Source organism: Gemmatimonas sp., from assembly GCF_044344655.1.
In the GTDB taxonomy this organism is placed as follows: domain Bacteria; phylum Gemmatimonadota; class Gemmatimonadetes; order Gemmatimonadales; family Gemmatimonadaceae; genus Gemmatimonas.
On the sequence record NZ_JBIJCN010000039.1, the window covers coordinates 14,009 to 30,582 of the forward strand.

Below are 16,574 nucleotides of genomic sequence, written 5' to 3' on the forward strand. Positions count from 1 at the left end.
CATCACTGCTGTCATCACCTCGCTGCTCCACCTCCTCCTGGAAGGATCGATGAGCCGTACGTGGATACCCCCGCTGCCGGCGTGCATAGCCGCGGCAATCATGTCGGTCTCGGCAACGGCCGGTGCGCAGGCTGGCGCGCCGATCATCGGCCGCTGGGATCTCACCGTCGAAGGCTCCGGCCACACGTATCCGTCGTGGGTCGAGGTATCGCTCTCCGGGCACTCGACGCTGGTGGGACGATTCGTGGGCGGCGGCGGCAGTGCCCGTCCGATTGCCAAGGTCACCTTTGCCAACGACCGGGTCTCGTTCGCCATTCCGCCGCAGTGGGAGATCGGAGCGAAGGACATGCAGCTGGAAGGGACGCTCGCCAATGACACCCTGAGCGGCACCATCATTACACCCAACGGCGAGACGCACCGCTTCACCGGCAAGCGCGCGCCTACCCTGCGCCGGAGTGCCCCCCCCGTGTGGGGCGCGCCGATTGTGCTCTTTGGTGGCACGACCATGAACAAATGGGAGCCACTCCCGGGCGGCGCGAGCCAGTGGACGGTGCGCAACGGCCTGCTCACCAACGTGAAAGCAGGCGCGAACCTCGCCACGAAGGACAAATTCACCGACTTCAAGCTGCACCTCGAGTTTCGCGTGCCCAAGGGCGGCAACAGCGGGGTGTACCTGCGCGGTCGTCATGAAGTGCAGGTGGAAGACAGCCCCGCGGGCGAGCCGCTCTCCACGCATCTTGGCGGCATCTATGGCTTCCTGGTGCCCAACGAGCTCGTATCGAAGGGGCCGGGGGTGTGGCAGACGTACGACATCACGCTCATCGGCCGGCGCGTGACGGTGGTGCTCAACGGCAAGACGATCATTGCCGACCAAACGATCCCCGGCATCACCGGCGGTGCACTCGATAGCGACGAAGGCGCGCCGGGACCGATCTACCTGCAGGGCGACCACACCAGCGTGGAGTACCGCAACATTCGCATCACGCCGGCGAAGCACTGATTCACCGCCACGATTTTTCCTGAGCGGCGCCGATGAGGCCGAACTCCGGCGCGCCTAGGGCCCCCGAGGCACCTTGGGCGGCCCCCCCGCCGCCTTCCGCGCCGCGCGGCGTCCGAAAAGCACCCCATGCACGCGGCGCGTGAAGATCACGAACAGCAGCAGCACCGCGATCAGCGTGAGCACCGGCAGGAAGATCGCCAAGGCACTCGTGATCACGGCGCTCACCAGTTCGAGGCCGCTCACCACCGGGTTGCCGGCGCCGCCGGTCAGTGTCGTGCTCTTGAAGCGCGTGAACACCGTCGCACCCTGCGTCATCCCCGCCGCGCCACCGGCAAGGATCACCGCGCTCCACTTGAGCAGCGGCGGCACGTCCACCACCACGCTCGCCGCGGCCAGCATGCCCGCCAGCATCGCCGCCGGTGTGGCGATCAGGTCCAGCAGCTGATCGAGCCAGGGCACCGAATACGCACCCACTTCGAGCACGGTGGCGGTGCCCAGCGCCGCCAGCGCCGGCGTGGTCGCCAACCAGCCGAACCCTGGTGACAGCGTGAGCACACCGGTCTTGGCCGCGATCGCAGCTGCCAGCAGCGGCACGAACACGCGGAAGCCCGCCGCCGCCGCGAGCCCGAAGCCCACCGCGATGCCAAGTAGCGCCTCGGGACTCACAGGGAACGTGTCCATGCCAAAGAGATAGCGCCCAACGGTTCCGTACGCGAACGCTGGGCGCTACCCTCTGGTCATGTCGCGCGCCCTGATCTGGCTGTTCTTTGCCACACTATCGGTCATCCTCCTGCTGCAGCTGCGGGGCATCGACGCGCCGCTCGTGACCGACATGACCCCATGGGGGATCGTCGGCTACGAGCTGGCCTTCACCGCCGAGCGCGCGCAGGCCATGCTCGACGCCTGGAAAGACGCCGGTGTGACCGAATCGGTGCGGGTAAGCCTCGGCGTGGATGCGGGATTGCTGCTCGTGTACCCGTGGTTCTTCCGCTGGTCCATTGCCCTGCTCCGCCGCCCTGGCTTCAGCACGCCCGGCACGGCATTCGACCGCTGGGGCGCCACGCTTGCTACGGCCGTGCTCGCCTGCACGGTGCTTGACGCCCTCGAAAATGGGCTGCTGTGGCGCATGACCGAACGAGGCGCCTCGTCGGGCAGTGCGCTGCTCGCCGGGGTGGCGGCAACCAGCAAGTTCCTGCTGGTGTTTGCCGCAACAGGCTGGTGTCTTGCGGCAATCTCACGGCGCCTGACGCGCGCCGCGGCGCCGACAGCCCGCCGCTGATTGTCGCTGACGGTCGCGGGAGGGCGTCCAGCCATCCTGCCGACCAGGGTCGTCGCCACCGGGGCGGCGACGCGACCACAGCACGACGGGAACGTGCCCTCGCCGCGGATCGTTCCACCGCGTGCCCTCGCTGACACTCGCCTTCGTGGCGCCCTGGGAATGCTCCCGTGCCGTCGCCAACATCCCGCGTGAACCGCGCGAGGATGTGGTGGTCGTCCTGCTCGAGTCGGTGGCCAAGGGCGCGTCGCTCCCGTGGCACCGACAGAAGCTGGTCCTGCTGCTCTCCGCCATGCGGCACTTCGCCCAGGCACTGGAACAGGCTGGCCACCGTGTGGTGCTGCGCAACGCCCCGTCGTATGGCGACGGACTGGCGGCGCTCGCCCGCGAACTTGGCGCCACCCGGGTGATCGCCACCGAGGGACGCGAGCAGGACATGGTCGACGAGCTCGCGCGCGCCCAAGCGCTGCTACAAGCGATCAATGTACCGCTCGTGCTGCGTGAGGATCGCGGCTTTTTGGCCACGCGCGAGGAGTTCGCCACGTGGGCGCGCGGACGCAAGGAGTACCGCATGGAGTGGTTCTACCGTGAGATGCGCCGCAAACACGGCATTCTCATGGAAGCCGACGGCACGCCAAGCGGTGGCGAGTGGAACTTCGACGCGGAAAACCGGAAGCCGTGGCCCAAGGGGCGTGCCGTCCCCGAGGTGTGGCGCACAGAGCCCGACGCCATCACGCGCGAGCAGATGGCGCGCGTGGCACGCTGGACCGGGCGCTGGGGCACAGTGGACCGCTTTGCCCTGCCGGTCACCCGCGCCGACGCGAAGGCGTGGCTCGAACGGTTCGTGACCGAGCGCCTGCCGGAGTTCGGGCCCTACGAAGATGCCCTCGTGGCGGGTGCTCCCGATCTGCTGCACTCCACGCTGTCGTCGATCCTCAACGTGGGACTCCTGCATCCGCTCGAGGTGGTGAAGCGCGCCGAGCGTGCCTACCGCGAGGGGCAGGTCCCGATCGCGTCGGCCGAGGGGTTCATCAGGCAGATCCTTGGCTGGCGCGAGTACATTCGCGGCATGTACTGGCAGCTCATGCCGGGGCTGCGCACCGCCAATGCGCTCGACGCGCCGCTCGGCCTGCCGCGGTGGTTCTGGGCGCCCGACGGGGAGGCGTACGATGGCGCAACCGGCAGTGGCGCCTGCGAGATGCGCTGCCTCGCGGATACGATCCGCCAGGTGCGCGACTACGGCCGCACCCACCACATCGGCCGCCTCATGGTACAGTGCAACTTCGCCACGATGCTCGGCGTCCAGCCGGCGGCGCTGTCGCGCTGGTACTGGGCGGGGTTCACCGACGCATACGAATGGGTGGAGCTGCCCAACGTGGCGGGGATGGGCACGTGGGGCGACGGCGGCGCGCTCGCGAGCAAGCCGTACGTGGCGAGCGGTGCCTACGTGAACCGCATGAGCAACTATTGCGGCGGCTGCCGCTACGACGTGAAGCAGCGCACGGGACCGGATGCGTGCCCCATGAACTTCCTGTATTGGGATTTCATGGCGCAGCACCGGGAGCGGTTCGCGAAGCACCCGCGCATGCGCATGATGACCAAGCATCTGGACACGATGCCGGCGGAGGAACTGGTGCAGATACGGAGACAGGCCACCGAATTCCGCGAGTCACTGGCGTACGAGTGAGACGGTGAGCGGCGAGCGGTGAGAATCGGATGGTGAGCGTGGAAACCGCTGAACGGTGAGCCCGCACGGCTCCCGCTGATCACTCAGCGCTCGGCCACCCCGCATCCGGTGGCTAGATTATGCCTATGTCCGATCCCGCGCCGCGCCTGCACGTCAAGCCTCCGCAGACCACGCCCGCGCACCGCAAGCAGCTGCTCGCGCTCGTGCGACAGGGGGTGGAGAACAAGCCTGGCGTGTATCGCATGCTCGGCCCCACCGGGACCGTGATCTACGTGGGGCAGTCGCGCGTGCTGCGTTCCCGACTGCTCAGCTACTTCCGAGCCAAGGGACGGCGCGACAAAGCCGCGCGCATCCTGCGCCACGCCTTCGCGATCGAGTGGGAGTACTCCAACACGGAATTCGGCGCGCTGCTGCGCGAGCTGCGCCTCATCAAGCAGTACCGGCCCCACTTCAACACCATGATGGTCATGGACGAGTGGCCGCGCGCGTATGTGGCGCTGACCGGTGGCTCCGTGCCCGGCGTGCGCGTTGTGGCGCGCTCCGACGATCCTGCGGCCGTGGCCCTCTTCGGTCCCTTCCGTCGCGTGGCACAGTTGCGCGAGGCCGTGCGCGCGCTTGCCGAAAGCACGGGGCTCCGCGACTGCACCCTGGAAGACACGGTGCGCGGGACCGGCGCCGCCCGCGGCAGTGCCCTCTGGTTCAAGGCCGATCCCACCACGCGCTTCCGCGGGGCTGCCGCACGCTCGCGGGCACCCGGCTGTCTGCGCCACGACCTCGGCACCTGCGCCGGTCCCTGCGTGGGCGCTGGTGACCCGCAACACTATCGCGCCGCGGCCCACGACGTGCACGCCTTCCTCGAGGGGCACACCGACGCGCCCGTCCGACGCCTGCAAGAGGCGATGCACGAAGCCTCGGCAGCGCTGGCGTTCGAACGCGCCCGTGTGCTGCGTGATCGCCTCGCGCTCGTGCAGTGGCTCCACGAACGCGTGCAGCACTTCCATGCCAACGTGGACCGCCTGACCTTCCGCTACCACGCCATCGGGCAGGCCGACACGGAGTGGGTCTACCTCGTGCGTCGCGGCACCGTGCGTGCCGAAGTCCGTGCCCCACGCACCGACGACGAGCAGGCCACTTTTGCCGAACTGGTGGCGCGGGTGTACGACGGTCCTGATCCCACCGGCGCCGATATCCCCACGCACGATCTCGACGAGTTTTATCTCGTGGCCAGCTGGTTCCGCCGGCGTGCCGAGGAAAAGAAGCGCACCCGTCCCCCTCGGCTCACTCCCAGGCCCGCCTGACCCCGGGGTGGCCGTGCGGCGAACACTGGTGGGGCTGCGTACCGCCTCGTTTCTTCCGTGGGTACACAACCGTCGGTGCACTACTGTCGTCCTCCGTTCCTCAGCAGTACCTCGAGCCCCAGCGTCGACATGCGCGTTCTCGTCGTTGAAGACGACCCCAAACTGGCACGCCTCATCACGCGTGGCTTACGCGAGGAAGCGTACGCCGTAGACTGCTGCGACAGCGGCCCGGCAGCCGTGACCAATGCGGCGGTCAATCCCTACGACGCGATCGTGCTCGACGTGATGCTCCCCGGCATGGACGGCTTCGAGGTGGTGCGCACGCTGCGGCAACGGGCTATCCGCACCCCGGTACTCATGCTCACCGCGCGCGATGGCGTGAGTGACCGCATCGCCGGGCTCGATGCCGGCGCCGATGACTATTTGGTGAAACCGTTCGACTTCGGCGAACTGCTGGCGCGGCTACGGGCGCTGCTCCGCCGACCCGACGCGCTGCAGCCCATGATGGCGCGCGTTGCCGATCTCGAAGTGGATCTTGCCGCACACATCGTACGGCGCGGCGGCGTGGTCATCGCACTGACCGCCAAAGAGTATGCGTTGCTTGAACTGCTCGTGCGAAACGCCGGTCGTGTCCTGTCGCGCGCTGACATTGTGGGGCACGTGTGGGATGACAATCACGATCCATTCACTAACACCATCGAGGTGTACGTGAACCGGCTGCGTGGCAAAATCGACAAGGAGCCATTCGTGCCGCTCATCCACACGCGGCGCGGCGCCGGCTACATCCTCATCGATACACCGCAACCGTGAGGGCTCCCGGATGACGGCCGTTCGCCTCTCCATCTTGCAGCGCCTGACACTCTGGAACTCGAGCGTGCTGGCCCTCACGCTCATCGCCTTCGCCGGCGCGGGGTGGTTCACGTTTCAAAGGGTGGTGCAACAGCGCGCGAGCGCGGTGGTGCGCGAGTCGGCCCGCGCTGTGGCCGGCGCCATTCTTGCCGAGCGTCGCGCGGCCGCCGCCCGCGGCGACGTGGAGGAGGTCCGCGGCGCGTACGAACAGGCCGTCCTGCGCGAATTGCGCGTGGGTGATCTCGACATCTTCATCACCGACGAGAGTGAGGATCTCATGGCGGTGCGGCAGCCCCGCCCCGAAGAGCGTCCGGCCATCGTGGTCCCCCCCGAAGTGCGGAACCTCATGACCGCGGTGCGCAGCGATCGCGTGGCCGGACGGCTCTCGGACTCCACGGTCGTGGTGCGCTCGCTCTCGCTCAGCGGCGAGCCGGCGCGTGCAGCCGTGCTGCGCGTCGAACCAGACGCCGGGGATGAGGAGAAGGAGCCGGCGCTGCTGATCACGGCCCTCCGGATGGAGCGCGATGACCTGCTCCTGCTCCGTCAGGTACGCAACACGATCTTCTTCGCCATCCCCATGGCCCTCGTGGTGTCACTCGTGGCGGGCTTCCTGCTTGCGCGTCGTAGCCTCGCGCCGCTTGAGGCGATCGTCATGCGCACCGCCTCGATCACCGCCGCCGATCTCGACGAGCGCCTGCCGGTCATAAATCCGCATGACGAGCTCGGTCGCCTCGCACGGATCATCAATGAACTGCTCGGTCGCGTGGGGGATGCGTTCCGTACGCAGCGGCAGTTCGTGGCCGATGCGTCGCACGAGTTGCGCACCCCGCTCGCCATCATCCGGGGGGAGGCCGACCTCGCCCTGCGTCGCGACAGCCGACCGGAAATCGAGTATCGCGACGCCCTCGCCGTCGTGCAGGGCGAGGCAGTGCGGCTCTCCCGTATCGTCGACGACCTCTTTCTGCTGGCACGGGTCGATGCGGGGGCGTCGGCGCTGTCACGCCAGCCCGTGCCGCTCGACCAGCTCATGGCGGAGGCCATGCGAAGTGTGCGCTCGCTCGCCGACACGCAGCAGGTCACGGTTGTGGCGTACGACATCGGCGACGCCGTAGTGCACGGCGACCCCGTACTGCTGCATCGGCTGCTGCTCAATCTGCTCGACAACGCCCTGAAGCATTCGCCGGTAGGCGGCACCGTTACCCTGTCGCTCGCGACCGACGACGCGCGCGCCATGGCGCATCTGCAGATCCGCGACGAGGGTCCCGGTGTTCCCGAGGAGCAGCGAGCGCGCGTCTTCGAGCGCTTCGTGCACGGGGTGCAGAGCGCTCCGTCGCGGAACTCCAACGGGGCCGGCCTGGGGCTCGCGATCGCGCAGGCGGTGGCGATGGCGCATGGTGGCCGCATCAGGGTGCTCGATCACACCCCCGGTGCCACGTTCGACGTGGCCCTGCCGCTTTCTCCCAGCGCAGGCGTCAGCGCATGAGCCGACGGGTTCGTCGTGCCACCGCCAGAGTACTCGGCGATCAGGCCGGAGGAGCGCCCGCCTTGCGGAGGCGGTACTCGCGATGCCCGTCGCGCTGCGCCGCTTTCATCTCGTCCACGATCTTCACGGCGTCGGCGTTGTTCCCCGCCTTGACCGCCGCCTTCAGCTTATCGACGGTCGCGATCAGCTTCTTCATCTCGGCTTGGTAGCCGCCCACGAACTTTGCCTGCTCGCCGGCCGGGATCTTCTCCTTCTTTTCCGGCTCCAACGTCAGCGACGCCTTGGCGTTGGTCTCGATGATCGCGATCTGCTCGAGCGTGCTCGCGTTCTTCGACGGGTCCTCGATCTGGCGCCCCACAGCCTTCAGGGCCGTATTCATGGCGGCCATCTTCTTGCCGAGCGGGGTCTTGGGCTCGTCCTGCTGGGCCTGAGCGGTGCCCGCCAACGACAGGGCGAGAACCAGCGCCGTGCCGAGCTGCCGAATGCGTGTGGTCATGTAGAGGCAGGGGTGAGGATGGAGGATGGAGGTCCGCCGCGGCATGCGACGCTTGGAGTGTATGGACCGGAGCTATCGCTTGGCTACGCAAGAACGCCACGAATCGCTGAAAGGGCCAGCGAACCACGGCGCGGCAGCGTAGAATCCCGCAGCCCTCACGCACGCCTGCCGTGCGTTCCACCTCCGGTTACCGCATCCCGTTCGTCCCCGAGTGCACGACGACATGTCCGACAGCGTCCCCGTTCCCCCCTCCGACCGGCGGACCTTCGTGTCCAAGGTCTCGGCCGCCGTTATCGGTGGCCTCATCACCGTCGCGGCCCCCATCGCCGGCCTCTTTCCCATTCTCGACCCGTTGCGCCGTCGCAGCGACACGCGGGGCATGGTGCGGGTCACGTCGTTCGCCGCACTGCCGGAGGGTGGCGAGCCTCGCAAGTTCCCGGTGCTCGATACCCTGGTGGACGCCTGGAACAAGACGGAGAACGTGCCGGTGGGCAGTGTGTACGTACAGCGCACCGGCGACAACACGGTGCGCGTACTGCACTCCGTCTGCCCGCACCTCGGCTGCAGCGTCGGGTACAACGCTTCGGGCCGCGGCTACTTCTGCCCCTGCCACAAGAGCAGCTTCGCCCTCGACGGCAGCATTGCCGATCCCAAGAGCCCCAGCCCGCGCGGCATGGACCCGCTCGAGGCGGTCGTCCGCGACGGTGATGTGTGGGTGAAGTTCCAGAACTTCCGGAAGGGTTCCCCCGAGCGGATCGCGGTCTGATGAGCGGCTTCCGCGACTGGCTCGACCAACGGACCGGCTACAAGGGACTGCTGCACGAAGCCCTCTTCGAAAACGTCCCCGGCGGGGCACGCTGGCGCTACGTGTGGGGAAGCACGCTCACGTTCTTCTTCGCCGTGCAGGTCGTCACCGGGTTGATCCTGTGGATGTCCTACAGCCCGAGCTCCCAGACGGCGTGGGAGAGCGTGTACTGGATCCAGCACGAAATGTGGGGCGGCTGGCTGCTGCGCGGCATCCATCACTTTGCTGCGCAGGCCATGACCGCGCTGTTGGTGCTGCATCTCATGCAGGTGGTGATCGACGGTGCCTACAAGGCGCCGCGCGAGGTGAACTTCTGGTTCGGCGTGGCGCTGCTGCTCCTCGTGCTTGCCCTGTCCCTCACCGGCTACCTGCTGCCGTGGGATCAGAACGGCTACTGGTCGACCGCCGTCTCCACGAACCTCGTGGGGATGAGCCCAGGCATCGGACCGGCGCTGCAGACGATTCTCGTGGGCGGGGCCAGCTACGGCCATCACACCCTGACGCGCTTCTTCGCCCTGCACGCGGGGCTCGTACCACTGCTCATCGGCCTGATGATCGTGGGGCATGTGTACCTGTTTCGCCGGCACGGGCTCACGCCCAAGCAGCCCATTCGCAAGCCGGACGAAGGCTTCTGGCCCGAGCAGGTGTTGCGCGACGCGGTCGCGTGTCTCGCCGTGTTCGCGGCGGTGCTGTTCTTCGCGGTGCGCGAACATGGAGCGCCGCTCGGGGCGCCCGCCGACCCGGCCGAGCAGTTCGCTGCGGCGCGCCCGGAGTGGTACTTCCTCTTCCTCTTCCAGTTCCTCAAGTACTTCCCCGGCAAGACCGAGATCATCGGCGCCATCGTGCTCCCTACGCTGGTGCTCGTACTGATCGCCGCGATGCCGTTCCTCGGGCGCTGGCGCCTCGGGCACCGCTTCAACGTGGGGCTGCTGGGCGTGCTCCTCGCCGGCGCTGGCCTGCTCACGGTGCAGGCCATCAGCGCCGATCGCAACGACGCCGATTATCAGGTGTCGCGCCAAGTGGCCGCGCGTGACGCCGAGCGTGCCGTGCAGCTGGCCGGCAATGGGATCCCCATCACCGGTGCCCTCGCCGTGATGCGCGACGATCCATACAGCCAGGGGCCCCGCATCTTCTCGCGCAATTGCGCGTCGTGCCACCGCTTCGACGGGCACGATGGCATGGGCTATCCGCTGCCGCCCGACTCCATCTCCGCCTCCGACCTCAAGGGCTACGGCTCACGGAAGTGGCTGAGCGGCTTCCTGCACGCCGACACGATCCTGAGCAAGAAGTACTGGGGCAACACCTACCACGCCGAAGGCGACATGGTGGGGTGGCTGGGCGATCACCAGCCGGAGAGCGAGGAAGAAGAGATCACCCGCCAGAACGTGGTGTTTGCGCTCTCGGCGCAGGCGCAGCTCGCGTCGCAGCGGACAGTCGATCAGCGCGACAGCGCGCGCATCGCCGCCGGGCTCACCTACATGCGCAATACCGACTACGGCTGCGCGTCGTGTCACAAGTTCCAGGACGTCGGCACCGATAGCCCCGAGCTCACCGGGTGGGGCTCCCGTGAGTGGATGATCGCCTTCATCAATGATCCCGAACACCCCCGCTTCTTCGGTCGCGACAATGATCGCATGCCGTCGTTCGGGAAGGAAAAGAGCCTGAGCGACCGCGAGATCGCCATGGTGGTGGACTGGATTCGCGGCGAGTGGCTGGTGCCGAAGAAGCGGTGAGCAGCGCGCCGCAGCGTTCGTGGTGCACGGGGCTACATTAGACCGCATGCCTGCCTACTATCTCTGGATCAAGGCGTTCCACGTCATCGCCGTCATCGCGTGGTACGCCGGCTTGTTCTACATCTTCCGCCTGTACGTGTATCACGTACAGAAGCGTGACGAGCCGGCGGTGACCGCGACCCTCGAGGTCATGGAACGCCGGCTCCTCCGCGGCATCATGATGCCGGCCATGATCGTGTCGGTCGGCCTGGGCGCCACCATGCTGTATCTGCAGCCGGCACTCCTCACGATGCCCTGGATGCACATGAAGCTCGGGGCCATCGTGTTCCTGCTCGGCTATCACGGCCTCGCCTCGAGCACCCGGAAGCGGTTCCTCGCCAAGGACTACTACCTCAGCGAAACCGCCTGCCGCTGGATCAACGAAGTGCCCACGATCCTACTGTTCTTCATCGTGATCGGGGTCATCGTACGGACGCCGATGTAACGGTCGCGAGGACGCAGCGCGATCAATCGCCGGCAGCGGCTCTCGCACGAGAACCTGCCGCAACAGCGTCGTCTCACCAAGCAGTGTTTCGATCTGCAACACGAGGCCGCTCCGCTGGCTCACCCACACCACCGACTCGCGATTGCGGGCGATGGTGAGCGTCACCACATGCGCCGGTTCGCCCTGAATGGCCGTGCTGCCCGTGACCACCACACGGTATTCGCGAAGCCCCACGTCAGGTTCGTACACCGGGAACCGTGCCGCAAAGCCCTGCTCGAGCGGCAGCGCACGCAACAGCAACTCCCAGTTGCTCGCATCGAAGGGCGCCAGCGCGAGCGTGGTATCGAGCGGCACCGGCGGCACGTCGAGTGGCGCCACCGCGCCTTTCACGCGGCGCCCGCTGAACTCCAGCAGGACGCGGCGGTTCTGCTGGAGGGCACGGCGGGTACGCGGCGCCAGCGTGAGCGCATGCGTCGTGGTGGAATCAACGAGGGTGACGGTCCCGCGTTGCAGTTGCTGCACGCGCAGGATGATCGCCGTGCCGTCGATGGTGTCCACCCGTACGGCATCGGTCAGGCGGCCCACGGGGATCTCGTCGGCGTCACGGTACATCGTGAGGGAGTAGCGCGACCTGCCGCTGGTGATCCGCTCCCCGTGCAACAGGGTGTCCCCCGGCGAGACACGCCGGGGGAGCACGTCGGTGGCCGGCGCGCGCTGTGCCTCGGCGCTCATGCCGAGCGTGACCGAGAGCGCCGCCGATGCAGTCAGTACCGCACTGCACCGGAACGCCCGCCGGCCCACGGTCCTGCTCACGGGTGCATGTCCACGCGCGCGGCGGCGCTTAATACTTGTAGTGCGACGCCTTGTACGGCCCCTGCACATCCACCCCGATGTACGACGCCTGGTCCGGCGTAAGCATGGTGAGCTTCACCCCCAGCTTGTCGAGGTGCAGGCGCGCCACCTTTTCGTCGAGGTGCTTGGGGAGCGTGTACACCTTCTTTTCGTACTTCTCGGCGTTGGCATGCAGCTCGAGCTGCGCCAGCACCTGATTGCTGAAGCTCGCGCTCATCACGAAGCTCGGATGCCCCGTGGCGCAGCCGAGGTTCATGAGGCGGCCTTCGGCGAGGATCAGAATCGAGCGACCGTTCGGCAACACGAACTCGTCGTACTGCGGCTTGATGTTGATGCGCTTCATCCCTTCGACCTTCTTGAGACCAGCCATGTCGATCTCGTTGTCGAAGTGGCCGATGTTGGACACGATCGCCTTGTCCTTCATGCGGCTCATGTGCTCAACGGTGATGACATTCTTGTTGCCCGTCGCGCTCACGAAGATGTCGGCCTGCTCGACGATGTCCTCGAGCGTGGTGACCTGATAGCCCTCGAGCGCCGCCTGCAGAGCGCAGATGGGATCGATTTCGGTAATGACCACGCGCGCGCCCTGACCCTTGAGCGCCTGGGCGCACCCCTTGCCCACGTCACCGTAGCCCAGCACCACCACGATCTTGCCCGCGAGCATCACGTCGGTCGCGCGGTTGAGGCCGTCCACCACCGAGTGGCGGCAGCCGTACAGGTTGTCGAACTTCGACTTGGTGACGGCGTCGTTCACGTTGATCGCGGGGAACGCCAGCGTGCCGGCGCGCTCCATTTCGTACAGGCGATGCACGCCCGTGGTCGTCTCTTCCGATACGCCGCGGATGCCCGCGAGCACCTTGGTCCAGCGGCCGGGGTTCTTCTGCTGCTCGGCGCGCAGCAGATCGAGGATCACGCCCCACTCTTCCGGCTCGTTGTCGCTGTCGAAGCCCGGGATCTCACCGGCCAGTTCGTACTCGGTGCCCTTGTGTACGAGCAGCGTGGCATCGCCACCGTCGTCGAGGAGGAGATTCGGGCCCGTACCGTCGGGCCACATGAGCGCCTGCTCCGTGCACCACCAGTATTCCTCGAGCGTTTCACCCTTCCATGCGAACACCGGCGTGCCCTTCGGGCTGTCGACCGTCCCGCGGGGCCCCACGGCAACAGCCGCGGCAGCATGATCCTGTGTGGAGAAGATGTTGCACGACACCCAGCGCACATCGGCGCCGAGGTCCACGAGCGTTTCGATCAGTACCGCCGTCTGCACCGTCATGTGCAGTGAGCCCATGATCTTGGCGCCCTTGAGCGGCAGCTTTCCGGCATATTCGGCACGCAGCGCCATCAGGCCGGGCATCTCCTGCTCGGCGAGACGGATTTCCTTGCGGCCCCACTCCGCCAGCGCGAGATCGCGCACGGCAAAGGCGGGACGGTCGAGCGACGTCAGCAGCGCGACGCCGTGTTCGGTCATGATCGAGGTGGCCATTGGCTGGTCAGGTTGTTTGAAGTACGGAAGATCAGGTTACGGGGTCCATCGTGTACGCCAATACCATTGCCGCCCGTGGCATCGCCACGGCCGTACAGCTGAACAACGCGGGGCCGTGCGCCTGCGGGTCCATCGCGAGGGGGACATAGCGCGGGTGCTCGAAGCCGGCCTCGCGCATCCACCCGCGCAGCGTGGCCTCGTCGAACCCGAGCCACACGTGACCCATCTGCTCACGATAGCGTTCGTTGGCGTGCGGCCGCATGTCGGTCACGAGCAACCGTCCGCCCGGCCGGAGTACGCGGTGCACCTCACGCAATGCCCGTACGGGGTCGGTCACGTGGTGCATTACCAGCATCATTACCGCCACGTCGAGCACCCCGTCGTTGAGCGGCAGCGCCTCGAGTGCGCCTTCCGTCACCGTCACGTTGGCGTGTGGCGCGAGACGTGCGGAGGCGGCGGTGAGCATCGCCGGGGATGCGTCGATCGCATGGACATGCTGTACGTGCGGCGCGAGGGCAGCGGTGAGCGCGCCCGTGCCGCACCCGAGGTCACCCACCACCCACTCGGGCGAAAGCAACGCGCACGCCGCCAGCAGGTCCGCGCGGGCGCCGAACAATTCGGTGCGCAGCGTATCCCACTCGGCGCTCGCGGTCGCGAAGAACGCCTGCGAACTCCTGCGCCGCGAGGCGAGCACGGCGTCGATCCGCGCGGCGTCCTGCAGCGCGGCGGGGGTGTTGGCCATCGCCCCCCGCACCAGCTCCCACAACGAGAGCGTGTCGGCATCGAGCAACGGATGGCGGCGATACCAGCGGCTCACCCCCTCCGCGCGCGAACTCACCCACTCCTGGTCCGCCAGAATCCGCAGGTGCCGACTGACCGTGGACTGGGGGAGCTGCAGGGCCTGCGCCAGCTCGCCCACCGTGAGCTCCTGCCGCTCGAGCGCGGCGAGCAGTCGACACCTGGTGGTGTCGGCGAGCTCGACCATGCGGTCGTGGATGGCAAGGCGCGGGGCGGTCATCCTGTAATATATCCGAACATCCGGATGAATGGATAGTAGTATGAGCGCGTCACCGGGCGTCCCCCGCCCTGGTTCCGGCTTTCGCGGCTATCCCGTTCTCCTGTGCGGTTTTCCCCCTCGCCGCCCGCCGTGCACGCTGTACCATTCCTGCATTGATGCTCGATCTCACGTTGGCGTTCGACCTTCTGGTGGCCGCACTCGTCGGGTTGGCGGTGGGGGTAGAACGCGAGTGGTCGGGGCACTGCACGGGGCCCGATGGCCGGTTCGCCGGTGCCCGTACCTTTGCCCTGCTCGGTGCCATCGGGGGCGTGGCCGGCTGGTTCCTCCGGCTGGGCCACCCCGCACTCGCGGCCATTGTGGCGGCGGGGGGGGTGCTGCTGCCCATCGTGGCCTACTGGGCCACCATGCGCCGCCCCGGCACTACCGCCGATGGCACCACCGAAGTGGTGGCCGTCATGGTCGTGGCGCTCGGGCTGACCGCCGGCCTGGGGCACCGCTCCCCCGCCGCGGCCGTCGGTGCAATGACCGTCGTCCTGCTCTCCGAAAAATCGTGGGTCCAACGCACCCTCCATCGCGTGGACGCCACCGAAATGCGCGCCGCCGCGCAGTTCGCCGTTCTGGCGCTCGTCATTCTCCCGGTGCTCCCCGGCGGCGCCTACGGCCCCTACCATGCCTTCCGGCCCCGTGAGTTATGGACCGTCGTCCTGATCTTCTCGGCGCTCAACTTCGCCGGCTACGTCACCCGCCGGCTCGTAGGGGAAACGCGCGGGCTCGGGGTGACCGGACTCCTCGGCGGACTCGTCTCGTCCACCGCAGTCGCGCTCAACTTCAGCCGGCGCAGCCGTGACGAAGCACGTCTGGCGCTGCCACTGGCACTCGGCGTGGTCGCCGCCTGCACCGCGCTCATTCCTCGGCTGCTGGTCGTCACCGCCGTGCTGCAGCCCGCCGTGGCTCGGGCCGCGCTGCCGATACTCGCACCCGTGCTCGTGGCCGGGCTGACGCTCATTGGCCTGACCCTGTGGCGCGAACAGGATACGCGCCCCCGCCAAACTGGCGCCCTGCCGGCGGGGCTACTTTCAGACGGTAACCCGGCCCACAGCAATGGACTCGGTCCGAACCCGCTCGGCCTCGCCACGTCTCTGCAAATGGCGATGGCGTTTCAGGTCGTGCTCTTCGCCCTCGCGTGGATTCAGCAGTACGCCGGCAACACGGGCGTACTGGCATCGGCCACGGTACTGGGCTTCACCGACATGGACGCCCTCACCCTCTCGATGGCGCGCTACGGCGCCGATCCGTCGCGCGTGCGCGTTGCCGCCGCCGCCATCGGCGTGGGGGTGCTCAGCAACACGGCGCTCAAGACGGCCCTCGTGCTCGGCATCGGTGGGCCGCGCTATCGCGTGCGCGCCGCAACCGGACTGGGTGTGCTCGCGATCGGCAGCGTGATCGGGCTCGCCATTGGCTGGCCAAGATAAGTACGCCCATGACGCGCTACGTGCATGATGCCCTCACTGCGGTGGGTCGAGTGACCCGCACGGCGTTCGAGCCGGTGGGACGCGGCACCCGCTTCGTGCTGTCAGTGCTGCACGCTATACGCGACACGCGAAGCTGGATGCCGGAACTCTCCACCCACGCCCGCATCCTCGGCGTGGAGTCGCTGCCAATCGGCATCTTCATCGCGCTCTTCACCGGCATCGTACTGGCGCTGCTGGCCAGCTACAGCGTGGGCGACATCGTCCCACCCTACTTCGTGGGAACGCTGGTGCAGAAAACGGTCACGCTCGAACTCGCGCCGGTGCTCACGGGCCTCGCGCTGGCCGGCCGCGTGGGCGCCAATATCGCCGCGGAACTCGGAACGATGCGCGTGACCGAACAGATCGACGCGCTCGAAACGCTCACCTTCGACCCCATGAGCCATCTCGTCGTGCCGCGGGTGCTCGCATCGGCCCTCATGTTCCCCATCGTTGTGGGAATGGCGATGCTCGTGGGGATGCTGTCCGGATGGCTCGCGTCGCTCATGCTCCTCGACATCAGCACGCCGCAGTTCCTCAAGGGCGTGCGCATCTTCTTCACGAGCTTCGACGTGCGCTACGGCCTGGTGAAGTCGGCCAGTTTC

Annotated in this window: 16 protein-coding genes; 11 read left to right on the top strand and 5 right to left on the bottom strand. The window is 67.5% G+C overall.

Translation table 11 applies throughout. The features are described from left to right. Positions 1-100 precede the first annotated feature (100 nt). Positions 101-1,000 carry a DUF1080 domain-containing protein gene (locus ACIQ51_RS10725; RefSeq protein ID WP_396205034.1) on the top strand — a complete coding sequence of 300 codons (900 nt, stop codon included), beginning with the start codon at positions 101-103 and terminating at the stop codon, positions 998-1,000. 54 nt (positions 1,001-1,054) lie between these two features. On the opposite strand, the gene ACIQ51_RS10730 is transcribed toward ACIQ51_RS10725, so the two are convergent. Further along, positions 1,055-1,681, bottom strand: a complete 627-nt coding sequence (locus tag ACIQ51_RS10730; RefSeq protein WP_396205035.1) for a DUF4126 domain-containing protein — start codon at positions 1,679-1,681, stop codon at positions 1,055-1,057. Positions 1,682-1,739: 58 nt separating this feature from the next. On the opposite strand from ACIQ51_RS10730, the gene ACIQ51_RS10735 reads away from it, so the two are divergent. The 5 genes from ACIQ51_RS10735 (at position 1,740) to ACIQ51_RS10755 (ending at position 7,593) form a co-directional block, all read left to right on the top strand. Next, on the top strand, positions 1,740-2,279 hold the full coding sequence (locus ACIQ51_RS10735) for a hypothetical protein (RefSeq protein WP_396205036.1): 540 nt from the start codon (positions 1,740-1,742) through the stop codon (positions 2,277-2,279). Between the two features lie 121 nt (positions 2,280-2,400). Next, a complete protein-coding gene (locus ACIQ51_RS10740; RefSeq protein WP_396205037.1) occupies positions 2,401-3,963 on the top strand; it encodes a cryptochrome/photolyase family protein in 1,563 nt (520 codons plus the stop codon). A 125-nt stretch (positions 3,964-4,088) separates the two neighbouring features. Then, positions 4,089-5,261, top strand: a complete 1,173-nt coding sequence (locus ACIQ51_RS10745) for a GIY-YIG nuclease family protein (protein WP_396205038.1) — start codon at positions 4,089-4,091, stop codon at positions 5,259-5,261. Positions 5,262-5,390: 129 nt separating this feature from the next. After that, positions 5,391-6,071 (top strand): response regulator, encoded by a 681-nt coding sequence (locus tag ACIQ51_RS10750; RefSeq protein WP_396205039.1) that lies wholly within the window; start codon positions 5,391-5,393, stop codon positions 6,069-6,071. A gap of 10 nt (positions 6,072-6,081) precedes the next feature. Next, positions 6,082-7,593, top strand: a complete 1,512-nt coding sequence (locus ACIQ51_RS10755; RefSeq protein WP_396205040.1) for a sensor histidine kinase — start codon at positions 6,082-6,084, stop codon at positions 7,591-7,593. A 40-nt stretch (positions 7,594-7,633) separates the two neighbouring features. Here the strand turns inward: ACIQ51_RS10755 and ACIQ51_RS10760 are convergent, their stop codons facing one another. Beyond that, a complete protein-coding gene (locus ACIQ51_RS10760) occupies positions 7,634-8,089 on the bottom strand; it encodes a cytochrome b562 (RefSeq protein WP_396205041.1) in 456 nt (151 codons plus the stop codon). Between the two features lie 223 nt (positions 8,090-8,312). Between ACIQ51_RS10760 and ACIQ51_RS10765 the strand changes: the two genes are divergently transcribed. Genes ACIQ51_RS10765 through hemJ form a run of 3 tightly spaced genes read left to right on the top strand, consistent with a single transcriptional unit; the run spans position 8,313 to position 11,111 of the window. Beyond that, positions 8,313-8,855 carry a ubiquinol-cytochrome c reductase iron-sulfur subunit gene (locus tag ACIQ51_RS10765; RefSeq protein ID WP_396205042.1) on the top strand — a complete coding sequence of 181 codons (543 nt, stop codon included), beginning with the start codon at positions 8,313-8,315 and terminating at the stop codon, positions 8,853-8,855. Beyond that, on the top strand, positions 8,855-10,627 hold the full coding sequence (locus ACIQ51_RS10770) for a cytochrome b N-terminal domain-containing protein (protein ID WP_396205043.1): 1,773 nt from the start codon (positions 8,855-8,857) through the stop codon (positions 10,625-10,627). The genes ACIQ51_RS10765 and ACIQ51_RS10770 overlap by 1 nt, the downstream gene beginning before the upstream one ends. A 46-nt stretch (positions 10,628-10,673) precedes the next feature. After that, positions 10,674-11,111: a protoporphyrinogen oxidase HemJ gene (gene hemJ, locus ACIQ51_RS10775; protein WP_396205044.1), complete on the top strand. Its 438-nt coding sequence runs from the start codon at positions 10,674-10,676 to the stop codon at positions 11,109-11,111. On the opposite strand, the gene ACIQ51_RS10780 is transcribed toward hemJ, so the two are convergent. Genes ACIQ51_RS10780 through ACIQ51_RS10790 form a run of 3 tightly spaced genes read right to left on the bottom strand, consistent with a single transcriptional unit; the run spans position 11,064 to position 14,461 of the window. Further along, positions 11,064-11,924, bottom strand: coding sequence for a hypothetical protein (locus tag ACIQ51_RS10780; RefSeq protein WP_396205045.1), 861 nt, complete (start codon positions 11,922-11,924; stop codon positions 11,064-11,066). The two genes, hemJ and ACIQ51_RS10780, sit on opposite strands and share 48 nt — an antisense overlap. Positions 11,925-11,952: 28 nt before the next feature. Further along, positions 11,953-13,428, bottom strand: coding sequence for an adenosylhomocysteinase (gene ahcY, locus ACIQ51_RS10785; protein ID WP_396205050.1), 1,476 nt, complete (start codon positions 13,426-13,428; stop codon positions 11,953-11,955). A 46-nt stretch (positions 13,429-13,474) separates the two neighbouring features. Next, positions 13,475-14,461 carry an ArsR/SmtB family transcription factor gene (locus ACIQ51_RS10790; protein WP_396205046.1) on the bottom strand — a complete coding sequence of 329 codons (987 nt, stop codon included), beginning with the start codon at positions 14,459-14,461 and terminating at the stop codon, positions 13,475-13,477. Positions 14,462-14,616: 155 nt separating this feature from the next. Here ACIQ51_RS10790 and ACIQ51_RS10795 point away from each other — a divergent pair, with 155 nt between their 5' ends. Then, positions 14,617-15,933, top strand: coding sequence for an MgtC/SapB family protein (locus ACIQ51_RS10795; RefSeq protein ID WP_396205047.1), 1,317 nt, complete (start codon positions 14,617-14,619; stop codon positions 15,931-15,933). A gap of 8 nt (positions 15,934-15,941) precedes the next feature. Further along, the coding region (locus ACIQ51_RS10800) for an MlaE family ABC transporter permease (RefSeq protein WP_396205048.1) at positions 15,942-16,574 on the top strand (633 nt) is incomplete at its 3' end.